Annotated in this window: 24 protein-coding genes and 1 tRNA gene; 9 read left to right on the plus strand and 16 right to left on the minus strand. The window is 72.3% G+C overall.

Annotation, left to right across the window (positions count from 1 at the left end; translation table 11 throughout):
• Nucleotides 1–128 precede the first annotated feature (128 nt).
• The 3 genes from ACH4UK_RS02785 (at nt 129) to ACH4UK_RS02795 (ending at nt 3,175) form a co-directional block, all read left to right on the plus strand.
• Nucleotides 129–773, plus strand: a complete 645-nt coding sequence (locus tag ACH4UK_RS02785; RefSeq protein ID WP_398354284.1) for an HNH endonuclease family protein — start codon at nt 129–131, stop codon at nt 771–773.
• Between the two features lie 148 nt (nt 774–921).
• Nucleotides 922–2,643: an alkaline phosphatase D family protein gene (locus tag ACH4UK_RS02790; RefSeq protein ID WP_398354285.1), complete on the plus strand. Its 1,722-nt coding sequence runs from the start codon at nt 922–924 to the stop codon at nt 2,641–2,643.
• A gap of 82 nt (nt 2,644–2,725) precedes the next feature.
• Nucleotides 2,726–3,175: a DoxX family protein gene (locus ACH4UK_RS02795; RefSeq protein ID WP_398354286.1), complete on the plus strand. Its 450-nt coding sequence runs from the start codon at nt 2,726–2,728 to the stop codon at nt 3,173–3,175.
• 319 nt (nt 3,176–3,494) lie between these two features.
• Here ACH4UK_RS02795 and ACH4UK_RS02800 read toward each other — a convergent pair whose 3' ends face one another.
• Nucleotides 3,495–4,271: a superoxide dismutase family protein gene (locus ACH4UK_RS02800; RefSeq protein ID WP_398354287.1), complete on the minus strand. Its 777-nt coding sequence runs from the start codon at nt 4,269–4,271 to the stop codon at nt 3,495–3,497.
• Nucleotides 4,272–4,468: 197 nt separating this feature from the next.
• On the opposite strand from ACH4UK_RS02800, the gene ACH4UK_RS02805 reads away from it, so the two are divergent.
• Nucleotides 4,469–5,308 (plus strand): DedA family protein, encoded by an 840-nt coding sequence (locus ACH4UK_RS02805; protein WP_398354288.1) that lies wholly within the window; start codon nt 4,469–4,471, stop codon nt 5,306–5,308.
• Nucleotides 5,309–5,354: 46 nt separating this feature from the next.
• Here ACH4UK_RS02805 and ACH4UK_RS02810 read toward each other — a convergent pair whose 3' ends face one another.
• The 4 genes from ACH4UK_RS02810 to ACH4UK_RS02825 all read right to left on the minus strand — a co-directional run bounded on the left by ACH4UK_RS02810 (nt 5,355) and on the right by ACH4UK_RS02825 (nt 6,829).
• Nucleotides 5,355–5,576, minus strand: coding sequence for a DUF2277 domain-containing protein (locus tag ACH4UK_RS02810; RefSeq protein WP_398354289.1), 222 nt, complete (start codon nt 5,574–5,576; stop codon nt 5,355–5,357).
• 71 nt (nt 5,577–5,647) lie between these two features.
• The gene (locus tag ACH4UK_RS02815) at nt 5,648–6,112 is read right to left on the minus strand and encodes a hypothetical protein (RefSeq protein WP_398354290.1); all 465 of its coding nucleotides are present in this window, start codon (nt 6,110–6,112) and stop codon (nt 5,648–5,650) included.
• Nucleotides 6,113–6,261: 149 nt separating this feature from the next.
• The gene (locus ACH4UK_RS02820; protein ID WP_398354291.1) at nt 6,262–6,606 is read right to left on the minus strand and encodes a hypothetical protein; all 345 of its coding nucleotides are present in this window, start codon (nt 6,604–6,606) and stop codon (nt 6,262–6,264) included.
• A gap of 4 nt (nt 6,607–6,610) precedes the next feature.
• A complete protein-coding gene (locus ACH4UK_RS02825) occupies nt 6,611–6,829 on the minus strand; it encodes a hypothetical protein (protein WP_398354292.1) in 219 nt (72 codons plus the stop codon).
• A gap of 145 nt (nt 6,830–6,974) precedes the next feature.
• Between ACH4UK_RS02825 and ACH4UK_RS02830 the strand changes: the two genes are divergently transcribed.
• Entirely contained in the window at nt 6,975–7,598 is a 624-nt protein-coding gene (locus tag ACH4UK_RS02830) for a histidine phosphatase family protein (protein WP_398354293.1), read from the plus strand.
• Nucleotides 7,599–7,761: 163 nt separating this feature from the next.
• On the opposite strand, the gene ACH4UK_RS02835 is transcribed toward ACH4UK_RS02830, so the two are convergent.
• The 5 genes from ACH4UK_RS02835 to ACH4UK_RS02855 form a co-directional block, all read right to left on the minus strand.
• On the minus strand, nt 7,762–8,571 hold the full coding sequence (locus tag ACH4UK_RS02835) for an inositol monophosphatase family protein (protein WP_398354294.1): 810 nt from the start codon (nt 8,569–8,571) through the stop codon (nt 7,762–7,764).
• 52 nt (nt 8,572–8,623) lie between these two features.
• Nucleotides 8,624–9,292: a GNAT family N-acetyltransferase gene (locus tag ACH4UK_RS02840; RefSeq protein ID WP_398354295.1), complete on the minus strand. Its 669-nt coding sequence runs from the start codon at nt 9,290–9,292 to the stop codon at nt 8,624–8,626.
• An 89-nt stretch (nt 9,293–9,381) separates the two neighbouring features.
• On the minus strand, nt 9,382–10,056 hold the full coding sequence (locus ACH4UK_RS02845; RefSeq protein WP_398354296.1) for a nucleoside deaminase: 675 nt from the start codon (nt 10,054–10,056) through the stop codon (nt 9,382–9,384).
• Nucleotides 10,057–10,192: 136 nt separating this feature from the next.
• Nucleotides 10,193–10,564, minus strand: coding sequence for a hypothetical protein (locus ACH4UK_RS02850; protein WP_398354297.1), 372 nt, complete (start codon nt 10,562–10,564; stop codon nt 10,193–10,195).
• 216 nt (nt 10,565–10,780) lie between these two features.
• The gene (locus ACH4UK_RS02855) at nt 10,781–11,128 is read right to left on the minus strand and encodes a hypothetical protein (RefSeq protein ID WP_398354298.1); all 348 of its coding nucleotides are present in this window, start codon (nt 11,126–11,128) and stop codon (nt 10,781–10,783) included.
• 40 nt (nt 11,129–11,168) lie between these two features.
• Here ACH4UK_RS02855 and ACH4UK_RS02860 point away from each other — a divergent pair, with 40 nt between their 5' ends.
• The gene (locus ACH4UK_RS02860; protein WP_398354299.1) at nt 11,169–11,330 is read left to right on the plus strand and encodes a hypothetical protein; all 162 of its coding nucleotides are present in this window, start codon (nt 11,169–11,171) and stop codon (nt 11,328–11,330) included.
• A 68-nt stretch (nt 11,331–11,398) separates the two neighbouring features.
• Here ACH4UK_RS02860 and ACH4UK_RS02865 read toward each other — a convergent pair.
• Nucleotides 11,399–11,473, minus strand: a tRNA-Val gene (locus ACH4UK_RS02865).
• Nucleotides 11,474–11,780: 307 nt separating this feature from the next.
• Between ACH4UK_RS02865 and ACH4UK_RS02870 the strand changes: the two genes are divergently transcribed.
• From ACH4UK_RS02870 to ACH4UK_RS02880, 3 genes are all read left to right on the plus strand, one after another.
• Nucleotides 11,781–12,581: a DUF4097 family beta strand repeat-containing protein gene (locus tag ACH4UK_RS02870; protein WP_398354300.1), complete on the plus strand. Its 801-nt coding sequence runs from the start codon at nt 11,781–11,783 to the stop codon at nt 12,579–12,581.
• A gap of 71 nt (nt 12,582–12,652) precedes the next feature.
• Complete coding sequence (locus tag ACH4UK_RS02875; protein WP_398354301.1) at nt 12,653–14,098, plus strand: hypothetical protein; 1,446 nt, start codon at nt 12,653–12,655, stop codon at nt 14,096–14,098.
• A gap of 182 nt (nt 14,099–14,280) precedes the next feature.
• Entirely contained in the window at nt 14,281–14,502 is a 222-nt protein-coding gene (locus tag ACH4UK_RS02880; RefSeq protein WP_398354302.1) for a zinc ribbon domain-containing protein, read from the plus strand.
• A 37-nt stretch (nt 14,503–14,539) separates the two neighbouring features.
• Here the strand turns inward: ACH4UK_RS02880 and ACH4UK_RS02885 are convergent, their stop codons facing one another.
• From ACH4UK_RS02885 to ACH4UK_RS02905, 5 genes are all read right to left on the minus strand, one after another.
• Nucleotides 14,540–15,199 carry an O-methyltransferase gene (locus ACH4UK_RS02885; protein ID WP_398354303.1) on the minus strand — a complete coding sequence of 220 codons (660 nt, stop codon included), beginning with the start codon at nt 15,197–15,199 and terminating at the stop codon, nt 14,540–14,542.
• 200 nt (nt 15,200–15,399) lie between these two features.
• Nucleotides 15,400–17,229: an alkyl/aryl-sulfatase gene (locus tag ACH4UK_RS02890; protein ID WP_398354304.1), complete on the minus strand. Its 1,830-nt coding sequence runs from the start codon at nt 17,227–17,229 to the stop codon at nt 15,400–15,402.
• 126 nt (nt 17,230–17,355) lie between these two features.
• Entirely contained in the window at nt 17,356–18,180 is an 825-nt protein-coding gene (locus ACH4UK_RS02895) for an HAD family hydrolase (RefSeq protein WP_398354305.1), read from the minus strand.
• A complete protein-coding gene (locus ACH4UK_RS02900; RefSeq protein WP_398354306.1) occupies nt 18,177–20,963 on the minus strand; it encodes a phosphoribosyltransferase domain-containing protein in 2,787 nt (928 codons plus the stop codon). Before ACH4UK_RS02900 ends, ACH4UK_RS02895 begins: the two co-directional genes overlap by 4 nt.
• A gap of 10 nt (nt 20,964–20,973) precedes the next feature.
• Nucleotides 20,974–22,200 carry an HpcH/HpaI aldolase/citrate lyase family protein gene (locus ACH4UK_RS02905; protein ID WP_398354307.1) on the minus strand — a complete coding sequence of 409 codons (1,227 nt, stop codon included), beginning with the start codon at nt 22,198–22,200 and terminating at the stop codon, nt 20,974–20,976.
• Nucleotides 22,201–22,275: the final 75 nt, after the last annotated feature.

A 22,275-nucleotide genomic window follows, 5' to 3' on the forward strand; every position in this document is an offset into this window, starting at 1 on the left:
CCTTGATGTGACGTGCACATGTCGCCACTCTGTTACCTGACGCCCACCCCACAGAAACCTGGCGTCGCCACGATGGCCGGGATCCACTCACCGCCCGCCCAAGCACCCCCCACATCAAGGGAGTTCGCATGTCCGGTGTCTACGCGCGTCGCCTCTCCGTCGTCGCCGCAACCGCAGCACTCGCCGCCTCGTCCGCCCTGTTCACCGCCCCGACCGCACAGGCCGCCATGCCCACCCCGGTCAGCGCGGCGACCGCACGCACCTACCTCGGCCAGCTCACCGTCGGCGCGGAGGGCTCGTCCAGCGGTTACAGCCGCGACAAGTTCCCGCACTGGATCACCCAGTCGGGGGCCTGCAACACCCGCGAGGTCGTCCTCAAGCGCGACGGCACGAACGTCCAGCAGGACGCCTCCTGCGCCGCGGTCAGCGGCAGTTGGCACTCGACCTACGACGGCGCCACCTGGACCGCCGCGTCCGACGTGGACATCGACCACATGGTCCCGCTCGCCGAGGCCTGGCGCTCCGGCGCGAGCAGCTGGACGACCGCCGAACGCCAGTCGTTCGCCAACGACCTGACCCGCCCCCAGCTCATCGCGGTCACCGACAACGTGAACCAGTCCAAGGGCGACAAGGACCCGGCCGAGTGGATGCCGCCGAGCTCCTCGTACACGTGCACCTACGTCCGCGCCTGGGTCCACGTCAAGAAGCACTACAACCTGAGCGTGGACTCGGCCGAGAAGAGCGCCCTGCAGTCGGCCCTGAACGGCTGCTGACCGCCGTCCACGACTGCCGGACCACCGCCCCCGGCTGCCGCTGACCGGCCCCGGACCGCTGCCCACCCGCAGGAACCCGTGCACCCTCCTCCGTCGTTCTGTACGTTACGGAGCCCATCCGTGACGTACAGAACGACGGAGGCATCACATGGCCGGGCTGCGCCTGGGACCGCTGCTGCGGTACGTCGACTGGGAGTCCGGGGCCACCGCGACCGTCTGGGTCGAGACGAGCCGGCCGTGCACCGTGACGGTCCGGTGCGCGGACGGCGCCTCGGGTGCCTCGCCCACCTTCGCGGTGGCCGGGCACCACTACGCCCTGGTGGTGGTGACGGGTCTGACACCCGGCTCCACCACGGCGTACGAGGTGCTGATCGGCTCCCGGCGGGTCTGGCCGCCGCAGGACGCCCGGCTCCCGCCGAGCACGATCACCACGCCATCGGTGACGCAGCCGGGCGAGGACGCCGGAGCCGAGCCGGACGGCGTGCGGATCTCGTTCGGATCGTGCCGCTGGGCGGCCGCCCCCGGCGGCGGACACGACCCCGTGGGCCCTGACGCCCTGGTCACCCTGGCCGCGCGCCTCGCCGCGGATCCGGCGGCCGAGCGGCCCGACGTCCTGCTGCTCCTCGGCGACCAGGTGTACGCGGACGAGACCTCCGGGGCGACCCGGCGCAGGCTCGCCGCCCGCCGGGACCTCGACGAGCCGCCGGGCACGGAGATCGCGGACTACGAGGAGTACACCTACCTCTACGACGAATCGTGGCGCGACCCGGAGGTGCGCTGGCTGCTCTCCACGGTTCCCAGCTGCATGATCTTCGACGATCACGACGTCATCGACGACTGGAACACCAGCGCCGCCTGGCAGCGGGAGATGCGCGCCACCCCCTGGTGGCACGAACGGATCGTCAGCGGGCTGATGTCGTACTGGGTCCACCAGCACCTGGGCAACCTCTCCCCCGCCGAGCTGGCCGCCGACCCCGTGTACGCGGCGGTCAGGGCCTCGCCCGACGGCACCGAGGCGCTGCGCCGCTTCGCCGCCGAGACCGACGCGGATCCCGCCCGTACCCGGTGGAGCTACCGGCGTGTTTTCGGCCGAGTACGACTGGTGATGGTGGACACCCGCGCGGCCCGCGTCCTGGCCGAGGAGCAGCGGGCGATGCTCGACGCCGAGGAGGCCGGCTGGCTGCGGGAAGCGGTTCTGGGCGACCCGGCTTCATACGATCACCTCCTCATCGGCAGCTCCCTGCCGTGGCTGCTGCCCCCGCTCGTCCACGACGCGGAGCGCTGGAACGCCGCGCTGTGCGCGGGCGTACGCGGGCGTCGCTGGGCACGCTTCGGCGAGAAGCTGCGCCGCGCGTCCGACCTGGAGCATTGGGCCGCCTTCCCGGAATCCTTCGACCGGTTCACGGAGCTTCTGCGGGAGGCCGGGAGCGGTCCGAACGCCCCGGCGACGGTATGCGTCCTCTCGGGCGATGTGCACCACGCCTACATCGCCGAGCCCCGGTGGCCGGACCCCTCCCCCGGGGACGCCCCGGTGTCCCGCGTCCTTCAGCTGACCTGCTCTCCCGTGCACAACTCGATCCCCCGGTCGATCAGGGCGGGTTTCCGTTTCGGCTGGAGCCGGGCGGGCCGGCGGATCGGCCGGATGCTGACGCGCCACGGCCGTTCGGGAGCGTCGCCGGTGGACTGGAGCAAGGCGGGCGGACCCTGGTTCGGTAACCAGCTCATGACGCTGGTATTGCGTGGCCGGAAGTCTGCGCTGACATTGGTGCAGGCCAAGGCGAGCAGCCAAGGGGCCCAGTTGGAGACGGTTCTTGAGCGTTCACTCACCCCTAAGAGTGAGGCGATTTTCGGCCACTCGACAGAATGTTGAACTTGCAAGCACTGGTGAGGTTTCCCTAACCTGTGGCGCCCAGTCGGTTCCCGTCCCCACCACGACCGAAGGAGCGCCCCCCATGCTCATCCGCCTGAACCAAGCCCAGCCCTACGTGCTCAGCCTCTTCCGCTTCGTCGTCGGGCTGCTCTTCGCCTTCCACGGGGCTGCCACGCTCTTCGGAGTCCTCGGCAGCGACCAGGCGGAGACCGGCGCCTGGCCCGGCTGGTACGCCGCGCTCATCCAGCTGGTCTGCGGCGGTCTGGTCGTCCTCGGCCTCGGCACCCGCGCCGCGGCCTTCCTGGCCTCCGGGTCGATGGCCTACGCGTACTTCAAGGTCCACCAGCCCGAAGCCCTCGTGCCGATCCAGAACGGCGGCGAGGCGTCGGCGATGTTCTGCTGGGCGTTCCTGCTGCTGGTCTTCACCGGCCCCGGCGCCATAGCCCTGGACCGCTTCTTCGGTTCGCGGAACACGGCGGCCACCGCCGAGGGCGCGACCCCGCGCGAACAGGCCCCGACCGTCTCGGTCTGACCGGCGGCCGCACGACCCGGCCTTCTCCCAGGCCTCCGGGCCCTCCCGGCCCCCCGCGTTCCGGCGCCGACCCGGCGCGCGGCGAGGACCGGCGGAGACCCGTCGGCGACAGGCCCGGAACCGTACGGCGGTGTCCCGCTCCCCACCCGGAGGAGCGGGACACCGCCGTACGCCGTGAGCCGCCCGGGGGCCCGAACCCCCGTCACTCCCACCCGGGGGCCCTGAACCCCCCGTCGCTCCCGCCGGGGCCCGCCCCCTCACTCCCGCCCGAGGGGCCCAACCCCCCGTCACCCCCGCCCGAGCGGTCCCGAACCCCCCGTCACTCCCGCCCGTGGGGCCCGAACGGCACCGTGAAGCAGGCCGCCCGCTCCCCCGCACCGCCCTGCCGGTCGTGAATGATCACCGACCGCGCTCCGTCCTTCCGGAAGCCCCAGTCGTGCAGCGCCTCCGCGCGCCCGTCGCCGTCCTCGTCCGTCCGGAAGTCCAGCCACACCTCGTTGACCGGATCCGCGGTCGCCGCCGGGCGGTGCTGGTAATGCGGCCCGGCCGCGGCGGGATCGGCCCCGCACGGCGAGGTGTGCACATGCATCCCGTACGCCCGGTCGGGCACGAGCCCCCGCAACCGGGCCTCGACACGGGTACCGGACGGGTCCGCGAACTGCGTGACCTCGATCCGCGCGCCCGCCGGCACCAGCCCGGTGTCGTACGTCAGCGCGTCGGACGGGACGAAGGAGCCGGGCGGGGAGAACACTCCCGCGGCCCGCATCCAGGAGCTGCCGCCGGCGGCGGCCTCATCGGAGCGGCCCGGATCCCCGCCACCGCCCGGTCCCGGCACCGGGGAGCCCGCCGCGGGAGCGCCGTGCGCACCATGACCACCGGGTGCGTCGGACGCCCCGTCGTCCGTTCCGTGGGCGCCGGCGACGCCGCACGCCAGCGTCAGCAGGGCTGCCGTGCCCGCCAGCACGCCCCGGACCCGCGGGACCCGCCATACCCCTCGGACCTGCGGCATCGGGTCGCCCTCCGGACCCGCCGTCCCCCGTCGCCCCGAATTCGGGTGCGCCGCCCCGTGTTCCGTCCGTACCATCCATGCCGTCATGCGCTGCTCCTCGCTCGTGCCGGTCGTTCCCCCCGCCTAACGGGCACAAGGCCGCCAGGTGTACGTGAGCTGCACAACATCACCCGCCCTGGGCGATCTCCGGAAGACCCTCACGCGTACGCTGTACAGCTGAACCTGCCGCCCCTGCCGCTCCCCTGCGACGTCGCGGCGTTGACACGATCGGGGAGTAATAGACGGTGCTAGAGAGTGTGGGCGCGCTGACCAGCAGCCCATGGATCTACGCGGTGGTCGCACTCTCCGTGCTCCTGGACGTCTTCCTGCCCCTGCTGCCCAGTGGTGTTCTCGTGATCACGGCGGCCACGGCGGCGGCAGCGGGCTCCACCACCGTCAGCGGCGCCGGTGAGGGCACCGGCGGGCAGGTCCCCTCGCTCGTCGTGCTGATCCTGTGCGCGGCCAGCGCCTCGGTCCTCGGCGACCTCGTCGCGTACCGGCTCGCCTGGCGCGGCGGCGACCGGCTGGACCGGGCCATCGCCCGCTCCCGGCGCCTCACCACCGCGCAGGAACGTCTCGGCGCGGCCCTGAGCCGGGGCGGCGGCGCGCTGGTGATCATCGCCCGGTTCGCTCCGGCGGGCCGCTCCGTGGTCTCCCTCGGCGCAGGCGCCGCCCACCGCAGGAAGCGGGACTTCCTGCCCTGGTCCGCGCTGGCGGGCCTGGTCTGGGCGTGTTACAGCGTGGGGCTCGGCTACTTCGGCGGCCGGTGGCTGGGCTCGACGTGGTTCGGCACGGCTGTCTCGGTGCTGGCCCTGTTCGTGGCGGGCGCGCTGGCCGCGTTCGTGGTGAAGCGCCCGGCGAAGGCGACGACGAAGCCGGCGACGGAGGCAACGGAGGCAACGGGGGCGAAGACCATGGCGGAAGCGCAGACTCCGGGAGCTGCGCCCGCGGTGCCGACGGCACTGCCGGCCGCCTCCGTCCCGGCGCCGACGTCCGCTCCCGGAACCGCTGCTCCGGCCGGACCGGCCGCCCATGCCGACAACACCCCGGGACCGGTGGCGGCGCCCGCACCGGTCGCCCCCTGAGCAGGGCCCGACCGGCCACCCCGGGACCTGCTCCGGGTGGCGGGGCTCAGCCCCGGGGCGCGCCCCGTATCTCCAGGCCGTCGAGCAGCTTCATCGTGGCTGCGGTGATCTCGTCGACGGCACGGTCGAAGACCTCCCGGTTGTGCGCGGCGGGCGCGCGGAACCCGGAGACCTTGCGTACGTACTGAAGGGCGGCGGCCCGCATGTCCTCCTCGGTGGCCTCTTCGGGGAGGGCGGGCGGGCGGAGCGTCTTGATGCTGCGGCACATGACTCCAGTGTGGACCGCCCCACTGACAACGGACACCCGTCGCCGCCCGCCCGACCGCCGTCCCGGCCGGTTCAGCTGCTCCGCACCGCGTCGCGCGGGTTCGAACGGTCGGTGCACAGGGCCCAGATGATGAAGACGTCGATCGCGATGGTGACGATGGCCCAGACCGGGGTGTACGGGAGCCACATGAAGTTGGCGATGAGGTTCAGGGCGGCGAGGGCGACGCCCGCGCCACGGGCCCAGGTCGCGCCCTTGAGGATGCCCAGGCCCACGAGGACGAGGACCACGCCCAGGATGAGGTGGATCCAGCCCCACGAGGTCACGCTGAACTTGAAGACGTAGTCGTTGATCCGTGTGTAGACGTCGTTCGAAGCGATCCCCGCGATGCCCTTCAGCACTCCGAGGATGCCGTCCACGAAGAGCAGGACACCGGCGAACACCGTTCCCCCGGCTGCCCACCCGCTGCCGGAGTATCCGCCCGGACGCGGGTCGGCGGGGCGCGAGGTGCCGGATGCGGGTGTGCTGGACTGCGACATGAGGACTCCCTTAGCCGGAACAGGCGCAGGGCGCCTGCTGTCCTGACCTGCCCTGATCCGAACTGCCCTGATGGCACGTGCAGATCAGGTCCGACGTTCCTCGCGACCGGCGGGCACAGCCACCTGGATGCACCCGTTCGGGTGAAGCGTCACGGCGCGCTGACCGTGACGACACGCCCTTGGGCGTCGATGGTGAGGGCCACCCGCTCGACACGGTTGACCAGGGCGACGCCGGCCCAGACGACCCCCCACACCAGACACGAGAAGACGGTGAGAAGGGCGTGCAGCACGTGGTTCACCGGCTGCCCGCGCACCAGCACCGCCTGACTCCCGGAGCGCGATTCGACGCGCCAGCCGCTCGCGATGCGCCGGCTCACGACCCAGTCCAGGATCAGGGCGCGCTGCGCCGCGTCGGGAGGCCCGCCCCCGGCGACGTAATAGCCGGGCGGCGGCTCGATCGAGGTGCTCTCGCGCACGGGACGGCGACGCTTCACGGGATCACTCCCAGGTGTCGAGGTCGCCGCCGCGCCATTCGATCAGACCGGGCCGGTCCAGCTCGAAGGCCGTGTCAGGCCCCGGGGCGAACCCCGCGGCCCGCAGCAGCGCGGCCACCTCGCCCCGCCCGTGCGCCAGGCCGACGATCTGGCCGTGCACGGTGACCCGCCGCCCTCCGGTCGCGGAAGGCGGGTAGACGATCACGGGCGGGTGCTCGGCCATGCCTCCACGGTGCCCCGGGCACTGCCCCCGCGCATCCCGGGAGGCGGTGCGCCGGGCCCGTCCCCGTGACCGGAACCGCCCGAGCGCCGGTCGGCGTCCCCGCAGACGTTCGTACGATCATGAACCGCGACGGAGGACCCCGCCCATGACGGCAACAGCTGACCGCTACCTGTACCTCACCCGGCACGGTCAGGCCTCCGCCGACGAGAGCACGTTGACGGACGGCGGCCGCCGTCAGGCCGCCCTGCTCGGGGAGCGGCTCCGCGGGGCTCCGATCACCGCGATCCACCACGGCCCGCTCCCGCGCGCCGAGCAGACGGCGCGGCTGGTCGGCGCGCAGCTCTCGGGGGTCCCCCTGCTGCGGTCCGAACCGGCCGGCGACTACCTTCCGTATCTACCCCTGCGGGAGGAGCTGCCGGCGGAGACGGCCGACGAGACGCTCGCCCGGCTGGCCGGGTTCCCGGCGGCGGAGCGCGAGCAGGGCCCCGGGCTGGCCCAGGAGGCCCTCGCCCGCTTCACCGGTCCGGTCGAGGGCGACGAGCCCCGCCATGAACTCCTCGTCACCCACAACTTCCTCGCCGCCTGGCTCGTCCGGGCCGCGCTGGACGCCCCGGAGCGGCGCTGGCTGGGCATCAACCATGCCAACGCCGCGCTGACCGTCATCCGCTACGCCCCCGGCCGTCCCCCGGCCCTTCTGCTGTTCAACGACACCGGCCACCTGCCCGCCGAGCTCCGCTGGACCAACTTCCCGCCTGAGCTGCACGTCTGAGAAGAGCCGCGAGGCGGCAGACACACCCACGGCAGAGCGGCAGCAGCGGCAGGGGCACCGGCGGAGGCATCGGCGGAGGGGCAGTGACCGTCGCGGAGGCAGAGGAGGCAGCGGCGGCGGCAGAGACCCTCGCGGAGGCAGAGCCAGCCGCGGCGGCAGAGACTCACCCACCCCGCCCGCGACTGCGGATCAGCGACAGCAGCCGGCCGTGCGTCCCGGCGTCCGCGGCCGCGACGAGGCCACGGCCACCCGGTCCGACCGGAGCACCGTCGACCCCGGTGACGACGCAGCCGGCGGCCCGGCACAGCGCGATGCCGGCGGCGAAGTGCACGCTCCCGCTCAGGTCGCCGCCGTCGGTGACGTAGGCGGCCCGTCTGCCCGCCGCGACCCAGGCCAACGCCAGGGTCGTGGAGACGACGCGCGGGCGGAAGTGTTCGACGAACCCGGGGTGGGCGAGCAGATCCACCGCCCGGAAGGCCGGTGCGCCGGGGAAGGGCGGGTCGAGGTTCACGTCCACCAGCCGGGTGTCCGAGGTCGGCGTCAGCCGCTCATCGCCGTCCGAGCCGCGCCGGACCCGGGCGGTCTCACCGTCGGTGCGGAAGACCTCACCGCTGAACGGATCGGCCACGGCGGCCGGGCCGTCGCGCAAAGCCACGTTGACGGCCACCAGTTGGGAGCCGGCGGCGTAGTTGAGCGTCCCGCACAACGGGTCCACCAACCACTGCCGCACCGCACCGGCCGCGCCCCGCCGGCCGCCCTCCTCACCGTGCACCGCGTCCCCGGGCCGGGCGGCACGGATGACGTCGAGGATCGCCTCCTCGGCCGCCACATCGGCGTCCGTGGCAAAGTCGCCGGCGCCTTTGTCGATACGGGAGTGCCGCCGCCCGTACCGGGCGCGCACCACCTCGGCGCCGGCCAGCGCGGCGGCTGCCGCCACTTCGGTGTCCGTCAGGCTCGCGAGTGGGCCGATCACGAGGAGCAGCCCGGCAGAGGCCACTGCCGCCGTACGGAGCCCGGGGCAGCCATCACGCTTCCCCCGCGTCAGCTGTACGAGAGCGGCGCAGCAGCAGCGCCTCGGAGCCGACCGACCGGAATCCGGCGGCCTGGAACGCCCGGATGCTGCGCGCGTTGCCCGCGGACTGCTGCGACCAGATCGGTTCGCCCGGGGGCACCAGGTGCCGTGCCGCGGTGGCGAGAGCCCGGCCGAGGCCCCGGTGCCGGGCGTCCTCGTCCAGCTCGACGGCCACCTCCCACCGGCCCGCCACCCCGCGCCCGAGCACCAGCACTCCCCCGTCGACCTCCCACATCCGCACCCCGTCCCGACGCCTGCGGGCACTGACCACGCGCGGGTGGACGGGATCGGTGACCTCCCGCAGCTCCAGTTCGGGCGCACCGGGCAGCGAGGACGCCACGGTCAGCAGGTCGATCGTGTCGGTGACCCGCCCGGTGCGTTCCAGGAAGGCCGTCAGGAAGTGGGGGTGCATCGTGGCGGCCAGCGCATCGCATTCCAGGGTGGCCAGCGTCGCGTGGACCCACTCGGGGTCCTCATCGGTGAACACGACCGAGTGCGCGGTGAAGGCGATCACGCCCGTGTCGCGGCCACCCGGCGCGGCGACCACGGTCGTCCTCCCATCGGTCTCCGGAAACCGCCCGAACGCCGCCCCGTCCAGGATCTCCGCCAGCGTCTGTCCCATGAAGTGCCCTCGTGTTCCTCGTCGTTCGGTCCAGCCCTCGTATCGCCGCGCCGCCGCAGCACCGCAGGACGGGAGGGACGCCGAAGTGTTCATCCGCCTGTGCGCAGTCGGCGCGCGGCCGAAGCCTCAATGATCCCCGGCCACACCCCGGAGAGCCATGTCCGCGCCGACGGGGAAGCGGGCAGTCCGGGAGGCAACCCGTCGTGCAGGCGAGTCGTCTCCGGCTCCAGCAGCCGGTTGCGCGACACCGTGGCCGACTCCTCCCCCGCTTCCCCGGCCTCCGAGACGCTCTTCAGGAACATCACGTTGGCCGCGACCAGCCACGGGCCCCCGGTCATGCGCGCCCCCGGGGAGGAGCCCTCGTTCCCGGTGGCCAGGGCCCAGGGATCGGGCGCCAGAAAGCGCACCGCACCGACCCCGGTGAACGCAGCGGCGGCCGCACACATCGAGCAGGGCTCCTGGGTGCTCCAGAGCGTCACGGTGCCCAGATCCCATTCCGTACGGGCCGAGCCGAGCGCGTTCAACTCGGCGTGGGCCAACGGGGTACCGCGCAGCGGACCATGGCCCGGCCCGGTGTCGTAGGCGTGGTTCCGCCCCTCCGCGAGGATCACCCCGGCCGGGTCGACCAGCACGGAGCCCACCGCGAGCCCCCCGGCCCTCAGCGCCTCGTAGGCGAGCTCCAGACTGCGCCTCACGGCTTCGGGGGCCGCGGCCCAGGCTGCGTCGAAGCCGTCGAAGTGTTCGTCGTCTCTCTCGCTGCGCATCGGCTCAGGGTAGGCCTCGGGCGACGGGAAGGGACGCGGAAGGCCCCCGACCATGATCGGTCGGGGGCCTTCGTCTGCGCCGTCGCACCGAAGGCTGCGAAGACAACAAACCGTTCTTCTCTATAGTCGCGGGAACTCAGATGACGATAAACATGGAAACCATGACGACCAGGAAGGTGCACCAGAAAACTGCGTTCTGTCGGCCCGTCAGTGGTTGCATCTGCTGTCCAGACTGCACCAAGGAGAACTGACGGCGGAGATGCGAAGCGAAAATTATCCTCATCGCCGCAAAGGTGAGCATGATGACCGTGAACCAGATCACTGGGTAAGCACCTCCGTCTCCCTTCGTATCAAGGTAGATGAAGGCAGCACCAGCAAGGGGCACCAAGGGCAGGAGCAGCTTTTTCTTCGCGGTGGTCGCTATGGGGTGTATGGCTATCACTAAGACAACGCCTGAGATGATGGCGCCTATCCACCACTGCTCAGGGGGAAGCGTCCTTGTCAGCATGACTCTCACCCTTACCTGTTCTCTGCCAAGGCATTCGCCCGAACGGTGCTTTTGTATCTCTGCCTAATATTGCGCTAGAGCGTAGCGTACTGGTCGAATCCCACCTCACCCCTCCCCTGCGATGCTCGGCGCAGAGGGCCGGGCCCATGGGGCCAGCCCGCGCCCTGCGCGGGCACTTGATGAGGTGGAGAAACCTGTAACAGCTCTCGGTGCCGGTCAGGTAGAGGGTGAATCCGTCGCGAGGAGTCGACTGGTGAAACCGGATTGGCGGAGTCGCTGATATCCCTCGGATACGTCGACGGGTACGGGCTGGCGGATCATGAATCCCTGATCCGGGTAGATCGCCAATCGTTGCAGTGCGCCGACGAGCATGTCGATCACCAGACGTGCGTCACCGATGGAGTTCACGTACGGGTTCAGAGTGCGCGCCCGGGACTCCACAAGGACAGCCGAACTGGGCACCCCCAATTCGATTGCCCGCTCCCGGTAGTGGACAGCTTCACCCCGGGGTATCCGCTCCCTGGTCGTGGGTCTCGTGGCCCCCGATGCGGGTTCCCCCGACATGCTCGGGCCAGTAGCAGCTCGTCAAGCGGCGGGTGGGCTGATGGCCTTCCTTCACAAGCCGCGCGTCGTGATGGGGATCCTCGGGCGCAGTCAGATCGCGGTCACGATGAACATCTACGCCCACGTCGTCCAGGACACGCGGCGCATGGCCGTGAGTCACCTCGACCGGATGTTGAAGCGGCAGCGTCCCGGCCGTGGGTGACCGCGCCCGTTGATGTCGGAAGTGGATGTCGAAGGCCCCCAGCCATGATCGGCTGGGGGCCTTCGTACTGGTGGGCGCGGGCAGTTTCGAACTGCCGACATCTGCTTTGTAAGAGCAGCGCTCTACCCCTGAGCTACGCACCCGTGGATGAGGCAACAGCGTACATGGACCGGGGCCCCTGCCCATAAACCGTTTCGGAGCGGGGGCGAGCTGCCCTCCCCGGGCCTTCCCCCGCCCCCGCCCGACCCCCGCCCGGCCCCCGCCCGGCCCGTGCCCGAGACGATCCACGGTCGATCAAGGAGCGATCCGGGAGCGACCCGGGGGATAACCCCACCTCGAGACGGTAGCCGTCCGGATCCCGCCGGGGGCTGGCGGTGCATACGGTTTGACTGCACCGGCAGCGACGTCCGGTGGCACTGTCCGGCGGCACACACTGGGGGACCGATCACCGTGGACATCTTTACGAGCGCACCGACCCGCACGCACCGTGGGGCACCCGGGCGGGCCCTTGCCCTGGGGGGCGGGATCGCGTTGCTGGCTCTGGCTCTCACCGGGTGCGGGGGCACGGATGTCGATGACGCCCCCGTCGAGCGCAAGTCGTTCGCGCTGGAGGGTAGGACGCTGACCATCGACTCCGAGAACGCCACCGTGGAGCTCGTGCCGGCGGACGTGAAGCAGGTCGAGGTGGAACGGCAGGTCGACGGGTGGGTGGTGCTCGGCAGCGGGCCCGATCCCGTCTGGAACATGGAGGGCGACACTCTTACGCTCCGGGTGAAATGCGACGCGCTGATCAACAACTGTGAGTCCCGGCACCGGGTGAAGGTGCCGCGCGGGGTCGACGTGACGGCCTCGTCGGACAACGGCAGGATCACCGCCACCGGCTTCGACCGCGCGCTGGACCTCTCGTCCGACAACGGCGAGATCAACGTCCGGGACGCGAGCGGCGCGCTGAAGCTGAAGAGCGACAACGGGGCGGTGCGGGCCGACCGGATCTCCGCCTCCTCCGTGATCGCCCGCGCCGACAACGGAGAGATCCGGCTGGACTTCAGTTCGGTGCCCGACCTCGTGGACACCGTGAGCGACAACGGGGGCATCACCATCGATCTGCCGCCGGGCGGGCAGAAGTACGCGGTGAACGCCTCCGCCGACAACGGGGACGTCTCGATCGGGGTGCCGCGCGGCGACGACAGCGCCCATGTGGTGAAGGCGCGCAGCGACAACGGGCAAGTCACCGTGCGAAGCGCGAACTAACCGACCCGTGTGTTCGTCCTTACCTGGTGGGAGAATGTACCGGGCAGGGCGAATCGGCACGGGAGAGGGATGTGACGGCGACACACACGCGGCCGGAGACAGGAGCGGGTGGAAGTTCCGCCGTCCAGAGCGGTCAGGGTCTGCCGGGGCAGCACGTCCCCGGTGGGCCTCGGATGCCGCACGGCGGGGCCGGGGCCGGTGGTCGGGACGTCTTGGCGCTGATGCTGCTGCCTGTGCCGCTCCTGCTCGCCGCGCTGCCCGCCGCTTTCGCCGGGGGCGGTACGCGCCGGTGGTTCGGCGGGCGCGGGGAGAACGAGCGGGCCGAGGCGCAGGCCGCGAAGGACGCCGCCGCCGAGGCCTTCTACGACCTGGACACGGCCCAGCGTGATCTCAGGATCTCCATCGAGACGATCAACGCCGTGGACAGTTCCTCGCGCGGCCGCAAGGCCTCCGAGGACTTCGCCGCGCTCGGCCGGCGCATCGACGAGGTCAGCCACACCTACATCACGGCCGTCGACAGCCACGACCTGGACCGGGACGATCTGGAGCCCGCCGTCGCCTCCCGGGCCCGCACCGAGCTGACCCGGGCCAAGGACGACCTCGTACGGGTCAAGGGCGAGCTGGACCGCTTCGCCCAGGGGCTCGGGCCCCTGCTGGGCAGCGCGGAGACGCAGCTCGCCCGGCTCGCCCCCGCCGTGGAGCGGGCCCGGCAGGCGCTGCTGGGAGCAAGCAACGCCCTCGACGGCGCCCGTGCCGCGGGGCTCCGGGCCGATGAGCTCGCCGCCCGGCTCGCCGCGCTCGCCCCGGAGCTGACCAAGCTGAACCAGGGCGCGGGAAAGCACGGCGTCGCGGAGACCCTTCAGCGGGCCGATGTGGTCCTGCGCGATGCGGAGGCCCTGCGCACCGAGGCGGAGCGGCTGCCGGAGCGGGCCGCCGAGATCGACCGGCGTCTGGTGTCGCTGCGGACCCGTGCGCAGGCGCTCACGACGCGGGCCGGTTCGGTGGAGCCGGTCCTCAGCGAGCTGCGGCGGCGCTTCTCGGCCGCCTGCTGGCAGGACCTCCAGCCCGTCCCGGAGCAGGCCGCCGTCAATGTGACGCAGGCCGAGAAGAAGCTCGCGGAGGCTGCGAAGGCCCGGGACGAGCAGCGCTGGGCGGACGCCACGTCCCGGCTGAGCACGGTCCGCGCCCTGCTCAACGCGACGGACGAGGCGGTCTCCGCCGCCGGGGACCGGTTGCAGCGGCTGGACGCCGTGGCGAAGGACCCGCAGCAGGAGATCGAGCGGACCCGGTTCGCCGTGCGGGACGCCCAGCGCCTCGCCATGGCCGGCCGGCACACGCCGGAGCCCCGGCACGCCCGGCCCCTGGACGACTCCGTGGCCCGGCTGGAACGCGCCATCGCCGGTCTGGAGGGGCGCCACCCCGACTACTGGCACTTCCTGACCGAGACCGAGGCCGTGCGGCAGACCGCCGCCCGGGTCGTCTCCGACATCCGTGAGGAGCGCGGCGCCGGCGCCTGAGCCCGAGACCGGGTGACGAACCTTGCGCGCGGTAGACGGTGCGCGAGGGGTGGTGTCAGGTGATTTCTGCGGGCTCGTGGCATGCCGATGCGCCCGCGTTCGCGCGACATCGGGCATGTGGTGGAAACCGTGCGGTCGAAGGAGGCGTAGCCCCCGGCCCGCCATGGCTCTAGCCTGAGCCCATGCCTCGTTATGAATTCCGCTGCCGCACCTGCGGAGACACGTTCGAACTCAGCCGTCCCATGGCCCAGTCGTCGGACCCCGCCTCCTGCCCCTCCGGCCACGACGACACCGTCAAACTGCTGTCCGCCGTGGCCGTGGGCGGTGCCGCCGGGTCCGCTCCCGCGCCGTCCGGCGGCGGTGGCGGCGGCGGGGGCTGCTGCGGAGGCGGGTGCTGCGGCTGAGCCCGGCGGCACTGCCCCCGCGCGAGCGGGCCCGCTCCTACTTCTTGCGGGACAGCGTCAGGCCGTCCGAGACGGTCAGCAGGACGCTGTCCATCCGGGCGTCGGCGCTCACGTGGTCGTTGAACTCCTTGATCGCCGCCGTCGGACCGGTCGCCTCCGGGTCCGTGACCCCGCCGTGGAAGAGCACGTTGTCCGTGGCGATGACTCCGCCCGGCCGCATCCGGGGCACCAGCTCCTCCCAGTACGCGATATAGCCGCCCTTGTCCGCGTCCAGGTAGGCGAAGTCGATGTGCGGCTCGGCGGGCATCGCGCGCAGGGTGTCCAGGGCCGGGGCGATGCGCAGGTCGATCCGGTCCTCGACGCCCGCCTTGGCCCAGGCCTCCCGGCCGTACGCCGTCCACTCCTCCGAGATGTCGCAGGCGATCAGCGTGCCGTCGGCGGGCAGCGCCTGGGCCATCGCCAGTGCGCTGAACCCGGTGAACGTGCCGACCTCCACCACGTGCCGGGCGCCGACCAGCCGGACGAGGAAGGCGAGCAGCGGGGCCTGCTCCTCGGCCGACTGCATGCCCGCGTGGTCGGGGAACCGGGCGTACGTGGTGTGCACCAGCTCCCGCTGGACCGGGTCCAGCGGCGGGTTGTGGGCCAGCATGTACGCGTACAGCTCGTCCGTGATCGTGGTGTCGTTGCCCTTGGTCATCCGGCTGCGCTTCCCTCGGTGTCGTGGAGTGAGTGCGGTGGAGTGGAGCGGCGTGGCGTGGCGTAAGTATCCGTGGCGCGCGTATCACTGTGCGCGATAACCGGCATGCAGGGTAGCGGGGTGCGCAGGGGTAGGGGTGGGTTCCTGGTTACGGCGCCCGGGAGCGGTAGCGGCAGCCGGAGCGGGCGGGGCGTCGGTGGTCACGGCGTGACGATGGGGAAGTCGGGGTCGGGGGTGTCCAGCAGGCCGGCGAGGGTCGCGAAGACCTGCGGGTCGCCCTGGACGCCCACGCCGTCGAGTCCCTTCCCGGCGAGGACCCCGAGCAGTTGCGGCTTGGTGAGGGTCAGGGTCAGGTCGGCGGCCTGGCCCGGCCCGTTCGCCCCGGTGGCGGCATCGGTGCTGCGGTAGGTGAGGGCTCCGTTGGACAGCAGCAGGTGCCAGGTGCGGCCCTCGTCGGTGACGTTCCACGTCATGGTGAGCTTCTCGTCCCACGCACGCGGGCCGTCGACGCGGATGGCGAGCGAGTCGATGAGCATGTCGACGGTCAGCGCCATCGCCATCTCCGGGTTGGTCGTCACCAGCGAGGTGTGCGCGACGGCGCCGCGCAGTTCCTGGGCGCCCATCAGGTAGAAGTTCCGCCACGTGGCGTTCTCCGCGCCGAAGCCGAGCTTCTCGTACACCGATGCCAGCGCCTGCTTGGCGATCGAGTCGTCGGGGGCCGCGAAGACCGCGTGCCCCAGCAGCGTCGCGGCGAAGCGCAGATCCCCCGAGGCCGCGTACTCCTCGCCCTTGGCGATCAGCGCCGGCACGCCGCCGTAGTCGGCGGCGAACCGCTGGGCCTGCTCGACGGGCGGGTGCTCCCACAGATGGGCCGGATTGCCGTCGAACCAGCCCATGTAGCGCTGGTAGATGGCCTTGGCGTTGTGGCTGACGGAGCCGTAGTAGCCGCGGTTCGCCCACCGGTTCGCGATCGTCGGCGGCAGCTCGATCCGCTCCGCGATCTCCGCTCCCGTCAGCCCCTGGTTGGTCAGGCGCAGGGTCTGGTCATGGAGGTACGCCCACATGTCGCGCTGGCCCGTCAGGTGTTCGACGATGCGGTCGCGGCCCCAGGTCGGCCAGTGGTGGGAGGCGAACGCGACCTCGGCCCGTTCCCCGAACAGCGTGATCGCCTCGCCCAGGTAGTGCGCCCAGATGCGGGTGTCGCGGACCACCGCACCGCGCAGGGTCAGGATGTTGTGCATGTTGTGCGTCGCGTTCTCCGCCATGCACAGGGCGCGCCGGTCGGGGAAGTAGAAGTTCATCTCCGAGGGCGCCTCGGTGTCCGGCGTCATCTGGAACACGATCCGCACGCCGTCGACGGTCTCCTCCTGACCGGTGCGGGTGATGTCCAGCGTCGGCGGCACCAGGGTGATCGTGCCCGTGGAGGTCGTGATGCCCAGTCCGGCGCTGATCTGCCCGGCGGCGCCCTTGGCGAGCTCGGCGCCGTACATGTAGACCGCGCGCCGGGTCATCGCGCCGCCCGCGTAGACGTTCTCCGCGACCGCGTGCTCCAGGAACCCGGCCGGGGCGATCACCGGCACCGGGGCGTGGCCGTGCGGCAGGACTCCGCGCGAGCCGCCGAAATGATCGCCGTGCGAGTGGGTGTAGATCAGTCCGGTCACCGGGCGGTCTCCGCGGTGTTCGCGGTACAGCGCCAGCGCGGCGGCCGCGGTCTCCGCCGAGATCAGCGGGTCGATCACGATGACGCCGGTGTCGCCCTCGACCAGCGTCATGTTCGACAGGTCGAGGTTGCGGACCTGGTAGATCCCCGGCGTCACCTCGAACAGGCCCTGCTTGCCGCACAGTTGACTCTGCCGCCACAGGCTCGGGTGCACGGTGCTGGGACAGTCCCCGTCCAGGAACGCGTACGCCTCCCCGTCCCAGATCACCCGGCCGTCCGCCGCCCGGATCACCGCGGGTGAGAGCGCGGCGACGAAGCCCCGTTCGGCGTCCTCGAAGTCGGACCGGTCGGCATAGTCGAGATCACTCATGGAGAACATGTAGCTCAAAAGCGCTCATATACCTCGGACCCGCCCCGCGCGCGTCACACCCTCCCGTGCCCCGTGCCCCGCGCCCGCGGGCTCGGGCGCGGCGCGGGGCGGACCCCGCCGACGTCATCACGCAGCGGAAGCCGCCAGGAAACGCCGCAGGATCTCCTCCCCCGCCGCCCAGCCCCGCTCCTCCAGGGCCACCACGTGCGGGGCCCGCCAGCCCTCGTCGGCCAGTTCGCCGTGGCCGGGGCGCCAGCCGAGGTCGGCGGCCAGCAGCAGGTCGGCGTCGAGGAGGGAGTCCCCGGCGGCGAGCGTGTGCGTGGCGCCGGAGCGGCGGGCGACCTCGTGCATCGCGGCGCTCTTGGTGAGCGGCGCGGGGACGACGTAGATCTTGCGGCCCTGGAGGGAGACCGTCCAGCCGCGCGGCCGGGCCCAGGCGGCCAGCTCCTTCACCCACTCCTCGGGCAGCAGGGAGCGTTCGACGACGAGGTAGGCGAAGAGGTCCTCGGCCACGCGTTCCTTGAGGAGCCAGGCCGGGTCGGCGGTGGTGGCGAGGTGGGCGCGGATCTCGGTGAGGGGTGCGCACTCGTCCGCGATCCGGGCCTCCACACGGGCCTGCCAGTCCCGGTCGGAGACGCCGTCGACCAGGATGTGGCCGCCGTTGGCGCAGATCGCGTACCGGGGGGCGGGGCCGGGGAGGTGGATGCGGTGGTACTGCTCGCGGGTCCGGGTGGTGGTGGGGACGAAGACGGTGGAGGTCGCCAGCTCGGTGAGGAGTGCGGCGGCCATCTCCGTCAGGTACGAGAGGGGCCGGTGGCCGTAGACCTCCACGCAGAGGAGCCGAGGGGCCTCCGCGTCCGGCATCGACAGGTCGAGCGAGGCCGCCGAGTAGATCAGCGTACGGTCGAGGTCGCTCGCCACCAGGGTGGTGGCCGGGGAAGTCGTGCTCATGCTCCCTGCACCGCCTTGCCGTCCGCGCCCGTCGCGCCGCGGGTGAACCGGGGGTGGATCAGACCGACACAGCTGTACGGGAGGTCGTCGACCTCCTCGACCGGGACGCCGCGCTGTTCCGCCAGCAGCCGGATGTGCTCCAGGTCAGCGCCCGCGCCGCGCTGCGCGAGGATCTTCCAGGGGACCCGGCGGAGCAGCACCCGGGTGGTCTCGCCGACGCCCGGCTTGACCAGGTTGACGTCGTGGATGCCGTACTCCTCGCTGATCCGCTCGACGGCCGCCCAGCCCTCCCAGGTCGGGGCGCGGTCGGCGGCCAGCAGTTCCTTGGCCTCGGTCTCGACGTGTCCCGCCACCTCGTCGAAGCGGGCGGCGATCGTGTCGAGGAAGTGGCCCGAGACGTCGGAGCCGGCCAGTTCCCGGTAGAACTTCCCGCCGTGGAAGTCGTCGGGACCGACCAGGTCGGCGCGGAGCACCGTACGGGAGATGAGGCCGGAGACCGTGGAGTTGAGGCAGGCCGAGGGGATGAGGAAGTCCTCGCGGGTGCCGTACGTCCGCACGCAGCCGCCCGGGTCGGCGAGCACCGCGATCTCCGGGTCGAAGCCGACGGGTCCGCCGGAGGCCTCGAACTCGCCGATGGCCGCCGCCAGTTCGCGGGTGATCGCGCCCTTGCCGGTCCAGCCGTCGACGAACACCACGTCGGCCGGGTCGTGGTGGGCGGCCAGCCAGCGCAGGGCGGTGGCGTCGATGCCCCGGCCCCGGACGATGGAGATGGCGTAGTGCGGCAGGTCCAGGCCGTGCCGGTGCTGGGCCCAGCGGCGCATCAGCACCCCGACCGGGGTTCCGGCGCGGGCGAGCGAGACGAGCACCGGGCGGGGGCCGCGTTCGGCGAGGACGGTCTCGGTGACCGTGCCGACGGCGCGGGCGATGCGCGCGGCGGACGTCTCCAGGGCGGCGGTGAACAGGGCCTGGTAGGCGGCGCTCGGCTGGTACTCGACGGGCAGCGACTCCGCGTAGTGCGCGCCGCCGCCCTGGATCGCCTCCTCGCGCTCCTCGGTGGGCGCTTCCAGCTCGGTGTCCGAGAGGTCCTGGAGCAGCCAGCCGACGTCCTCCGGCGCGTAACTGGAGAAGTCGGGGCCTCGGAGGGGCTCGGGCAGCACGGCGGACTCCTGCCGTTCGGGGGCGGGTGTGGGGGTGCCGGGTACGCCGGTGGGAGCGGCCGGGGCCGGGGCCGGGACGTACGAGGGAAGGACCGCGAGGAGGACTTGGCCGGTGTGCTCGGCGAGCCGGGCCAGCAGTCCGTCGGGGGCGTGCAGTTCGGGGGTGTCGGCGGTGGAGTCGACGACGGCGACCACCGCGTCGAAGCCGGCGCCCGCCACGTTGTACGCGTACCGGTCGCCGGGGCCGTCCGCCGGGTCGTCGTGGGCCGGGAAGACGAGGCGGGTGCGTATCGCGTAGCCGGGGTCGTCGACGGCCAGGACGGGCGAGCGGGTGGTGGTGGAGTAGCGGACCTCGGCGTCGGCTCCCAGCACGGTCTCGAGGGCGGTTCCCAGGCGCAGCGGGGCGTACATCAGCTCCTCGAAGCCGAGCACGAGGATGCGGCGCGGGCGGCCGGGCGATCGGTCCGGGGCTTGGCCCGGAGCGGGTTCCCGGGGTCGGTCCGCCGCTGGGCCCACCGCCCGGTCCGGAGCAGGCTCCCCGGCTCGATCCGCCGCTCGGCCCGGGGCCCGCTCAAGCTCAGGGCCCGCCGCCCGCCCCGGCCGGTCCGCCGCTCGGACCCGCCCCGGGCCGGTCGTCGCGCCCGTTCCGTCGCCTCGACCCGTCGCGTCGTCAGCCAGTGCCGCCGCGATCCGGTCCGCCATGCCGGGGAGCGCCGCTTCGAGCGCCGCCCGGTGCGCCGGGGTGAAGCCGTGTCGGCCGCCGTCGGGGACGCCCGCGGGCCAGCCGAGGTCGACCCGGGTGACGGGGGCTCGGTCAGCGTCCTCGGCGGGGTGCCCGGCCCGGCCCGCGCTCTTCGCCTGTTCGGCCTGCTCCGCCTCCTGGGCCGCGACCAGGACCTGGCCGCGTTCCAGCACGCCGTCCGGCAGGGCGACCGTGCCGGCGCTGCGGGTCACCAGGTCGACGCGGGCGCCGATCTCGGCGGCGAAGGCGGTCAGCCGGTCGCGGTCGCCGGGCGAGCGCATGTCGACCAGGGCGACGACGACGTACCGCTCGCGCGGGTGCAGGGCGTGCAGCGCGCGGATGGTGTTGAGCACGGTGTTGCCGGTGGAGAACTCGTCGTCGACCAGCACCAGCACCGAGGCCCGGTCCCCGGTGCCGCCGCCGGCCAGGAGGTCGCCGTCCTCGGGCAGCAGCAGGTGCGAGGTGGCGTGCGAGTGGGACTCCTCGAAGCCGCCCGCCTGCTCGACGCCTGCCACCGGGCGGCGGGTGGAGTGCAGGTACGGGGCGTCCCGCAGGCCGTCCGCGACGGCGTGGCCTAGGCCGGTGGCCGTCTCCGCGTACCCGAGGACCACCGCGCGGCGGGCCTCCTGCGCGCCGAGCAGCGCTCGTACCCGCTCACCCAGCTCGAACCCGGCCCCGTGCACGACGGAGGGCCGCTGGGGCACATGCTTGCCCAGCACGTTGGACACCAGCAGGTGCGCCCGCTTGGGGTTGCGGCGCAGGGCGAGGCCCAGCAGCTCCTGGAGCTCTCCGTCGCCTTCGAGGGCGACTCCCAGCCGCTCGGCCACCCAGTTGCCCGACCACTCCACGTCCACGGTCTCTTCTCTCGTCGCGCGCTCGCTCATCGACGCGCGCTCAGTTCGTCAGGCCGGCGGCCAGCAGGTCCACGAAGCCGACGTCTTCCCTCGCCACCCCGAAGACCTCGGCCCGCTGGAGCGTGCGCTCGGCCCAGGCCCGGTGGGGCTTCACTTCATTCATCTTGTTCGTGTACGCCGAGCGCAACACCCCGCCGCCCCCGCGCTCCGGGCTCAGGATGTCCTGGGCGTCGGTGAACTCCTCGTGGCTGACCACGGACAGTGCGTGGACGGGGGCCACGTGCGACGGGTGGATGCAGGTCTTGCCGAGCAGCCCGTTGGCGCGGTCGAGCTCGATCTCCCGCAGCAGTCCGTCGAGGTCGTGCTCGATGAGGGCCGTACGCAGTTCCTCGGCCCGGCCCTCCAGGAAGGGGCTGCGGCGCAGCTGGGGCTTGAACATGCGCTCCTGGCGGCGGAAGTACTCCCAGACCGGGCCGGTGATCGTGAAGCCGGTGCCGTCGGCCCGGCCCAGCACGTTGACCACGTCGGCGATCACGGAGCCGACGATCTGGACGTCGTACGCCGTCATGTCGGGCGCGCGGCGCAGCCCGTAGGCCGAGCAGAAGTCGGTGACGCCGAGCCGCAGGGCGAGCACCCGGTCCCGGTATTTGTCGACGCTGCGGGCGATGCCCTGGAGAATTTCGCCGCGGGTCTCCAGGTGGAGCAGCTCGGGGGATTCGAGGACCGGCATGGCGAAAAGCCGTCGGCCGCACGCCGCCTCGGCCTCCGCGAGCGCCTCCAGGAACCGCCGACCACGCTCTTCGGTGAATTTGGGAAGTACGAAACCGGACAACATCCGGACCGAGTCGCCGAGGCGCCGCACCAGGTCGGTGATCTGGGCCGGTTCCCGTACCCGGATGAAGAGCAGCGGGCCACCGGCTCCGCCGACGCCCGTCGCGCTCCCGGCGTCGTCCCCGTCCCGGGGAGCGGTCTCCGGGTCCGCGTCCCGGGCGGCCAGCAGGGCGAACTGCCTGATCAGATTGGCTTCGGCGTCGGTCACCTCGGCGTCGTCGATCGAGTCCTCCAGGCACAGCACCATGGAGACGACGCCGCGCCCGGCCTGCTTCAGCACGTCATCGGCGAGCGTCGGGCGGGTGGCCGGGGAGTAGAGCGTGGCTCCCAGGGCGACGGAGAGCATCCGTGCCGGGGAGTCCGCGCTGAAGGCGCAGGGTTCCCGGAAGAACAGGCCCTCCCGGACAGTGGGCGATATATGCCCGAAGTGACGCATGTTTTTCCCCCGAACTGCCTGACCGGCCGAACAACGTGTGGCCGGTAATAGTACGTACGGACGGGTGTCAACAGT

The sequence above is a fragment of the Streptomyces sp. NPDC020884 genome (assembly GCF_044333935.1).
Classification (GTDB): domain Bacteria; phylum Actinomycetota; class Actinomycetes; order Streptomycetales; family Streptomycetaceae; genus Streptomyces.

Excerpts from the sequence above, each read along its gene's own strand:
- ACH4UK_RS02785 (WP_398354284.1), top strand. The coding sequence starts at position 129 with ATGTCCGGTGTCTACGCGCGTCGCCTCTCCGTCGTCGCCGCAACCGCA.
- ACH4UK_RS02790 (WP_398354285.1), top strand. The coding sequence starts at position 922 with ATGGCCGGGCTGCGCCTGGGACCGCTGCTGCGGTACGTCGACTGGGAG.
- ACH4UK_RS02795 (WP_398354286.1), top strand. The coding sequence starts at position 2,726 with ATGCTCATCCGCCTGAACCAAGCCCAGCCCTACGTGCTCAGCCTCTTC.
- ACH4UK_RS02800 (WP_398354287.1), bottom strand. The coding sequence starts at position 4,271 with ATGACGGCATGGATGGTACGGACGGAACACGGGGCGGCGCACCCGAAT.
- ACH4UK_RS02810 (WP_398354289.1), bottom strand. The coding sequence starts at position 5,576 with ATGTGCCGCAGCATCAAGACGCTCCGCCCGCCCGCCCTCCCCGAAGAG.
- ACH4UK_RS02815 (WP_398354290.1), bottom strand. The coding sequence starts at position 6,112 with ATGTCGCAGTCCAGCACACCCGCATCCGGCACCTCGCGCCCCGCCGAC.
- ACH4UK_RS02825 (WP_398354292.1), bottom strand. The coding sequence starts at position 6,829 with ATGGCCGAGCACCCGCCCGTGATCGTCTACCCGCCTTCCGCGACCGGA.
- ACH4UK_RS02830 (WP_398354293.1), top strand. The coding sequence starts at position 6,975 with ATGACGGCAACAGCTGACCGCTACCTGTACCTCACCCGGCACGGTCAG.
- ACH4UK_RS02840 (WP_398354295.1), bottom strand. The coding sequence starts at position 9,292 with ATGGGACAGACGCTGGCGGAGATCCTGGACGGGGCGGCGTTCGGGCGG.
- ACH4UK_RS02845 (WP_398354296.1), bottom strand. The coding sequence starts at position 10,056 with ATGCGCAGCGAGAGAGACGACGAACACTTCGACGGCTTCGACGCAGCC.
- ACH4UK_RS02850 (WP_398354297.1), bottom strand. The coding sequence starts at position 10,564 with ATGCTGACAAGGACGCTTCCCCCTGAGCAGTGGTGGATAGGCGCCATC.
- ACH4UK_RS02855 (WP_398354298.1), bottom strand. The coding sequence starts at position 11,128 with ATGTCGGGGGAACCCGCATCGGGGGCCACGAGACCCACGACCAGGGAG.
- ACH4UK_RS02860 (WP_398354299.1), top strand. The coding sequence starts at position 11,169 with ATGGCCTTCCTTCACAAGCCGCGCGTCGTGATGGGGATCCTCGGGCGC.
- ACH4UK_RS02880 (WP_398354302.1), top strand. The coding sequence starts at position 14,281 with ATGCCTCGTTATGAATTCCGCTGCCGCACCTGCGGAGACACGTTCGAA.
- ACH4UK_RS02885 (WP_398354303.1), bottom strand. The coding sequence starts at position 15,199 with ATGACCAAGGGCAACGACACCACGATCACGGACGAGCTGTACGCGTAC.
- ACH4UK_RS02890 (WP_398354304.1), bottom strand. The coding sequence starts at position 17,229 with ATGAGTGATCTCGACTATGCCGACCGGTCCGACTTCGAGGACGCCGAA.
- ACH4UK_RS02895 (WP_398354305.1), bottom strand. The coding sequence starts at position 18,180 with ATGAGCACGACTTCCCCGGCCACCACCCTGGTGGCGAGCGACCTCGAC.
- ACH4UK_RS02900 (WP_398354306.1), bottom strand. The coding sequence starts at position 20,963 with ATGAGCGAGCGCGCGACGAGAGAAGAGACCGTGGACGTGGAGTGGTCG.
- ACH4UK_RS02905 (WP_398354307.1), bottom strand. The coding sequence starts at position 22,200 with ATGCGTCACTTCGGGCATATATCGCCCACTGTCCGGGAGGGCCTGTTC.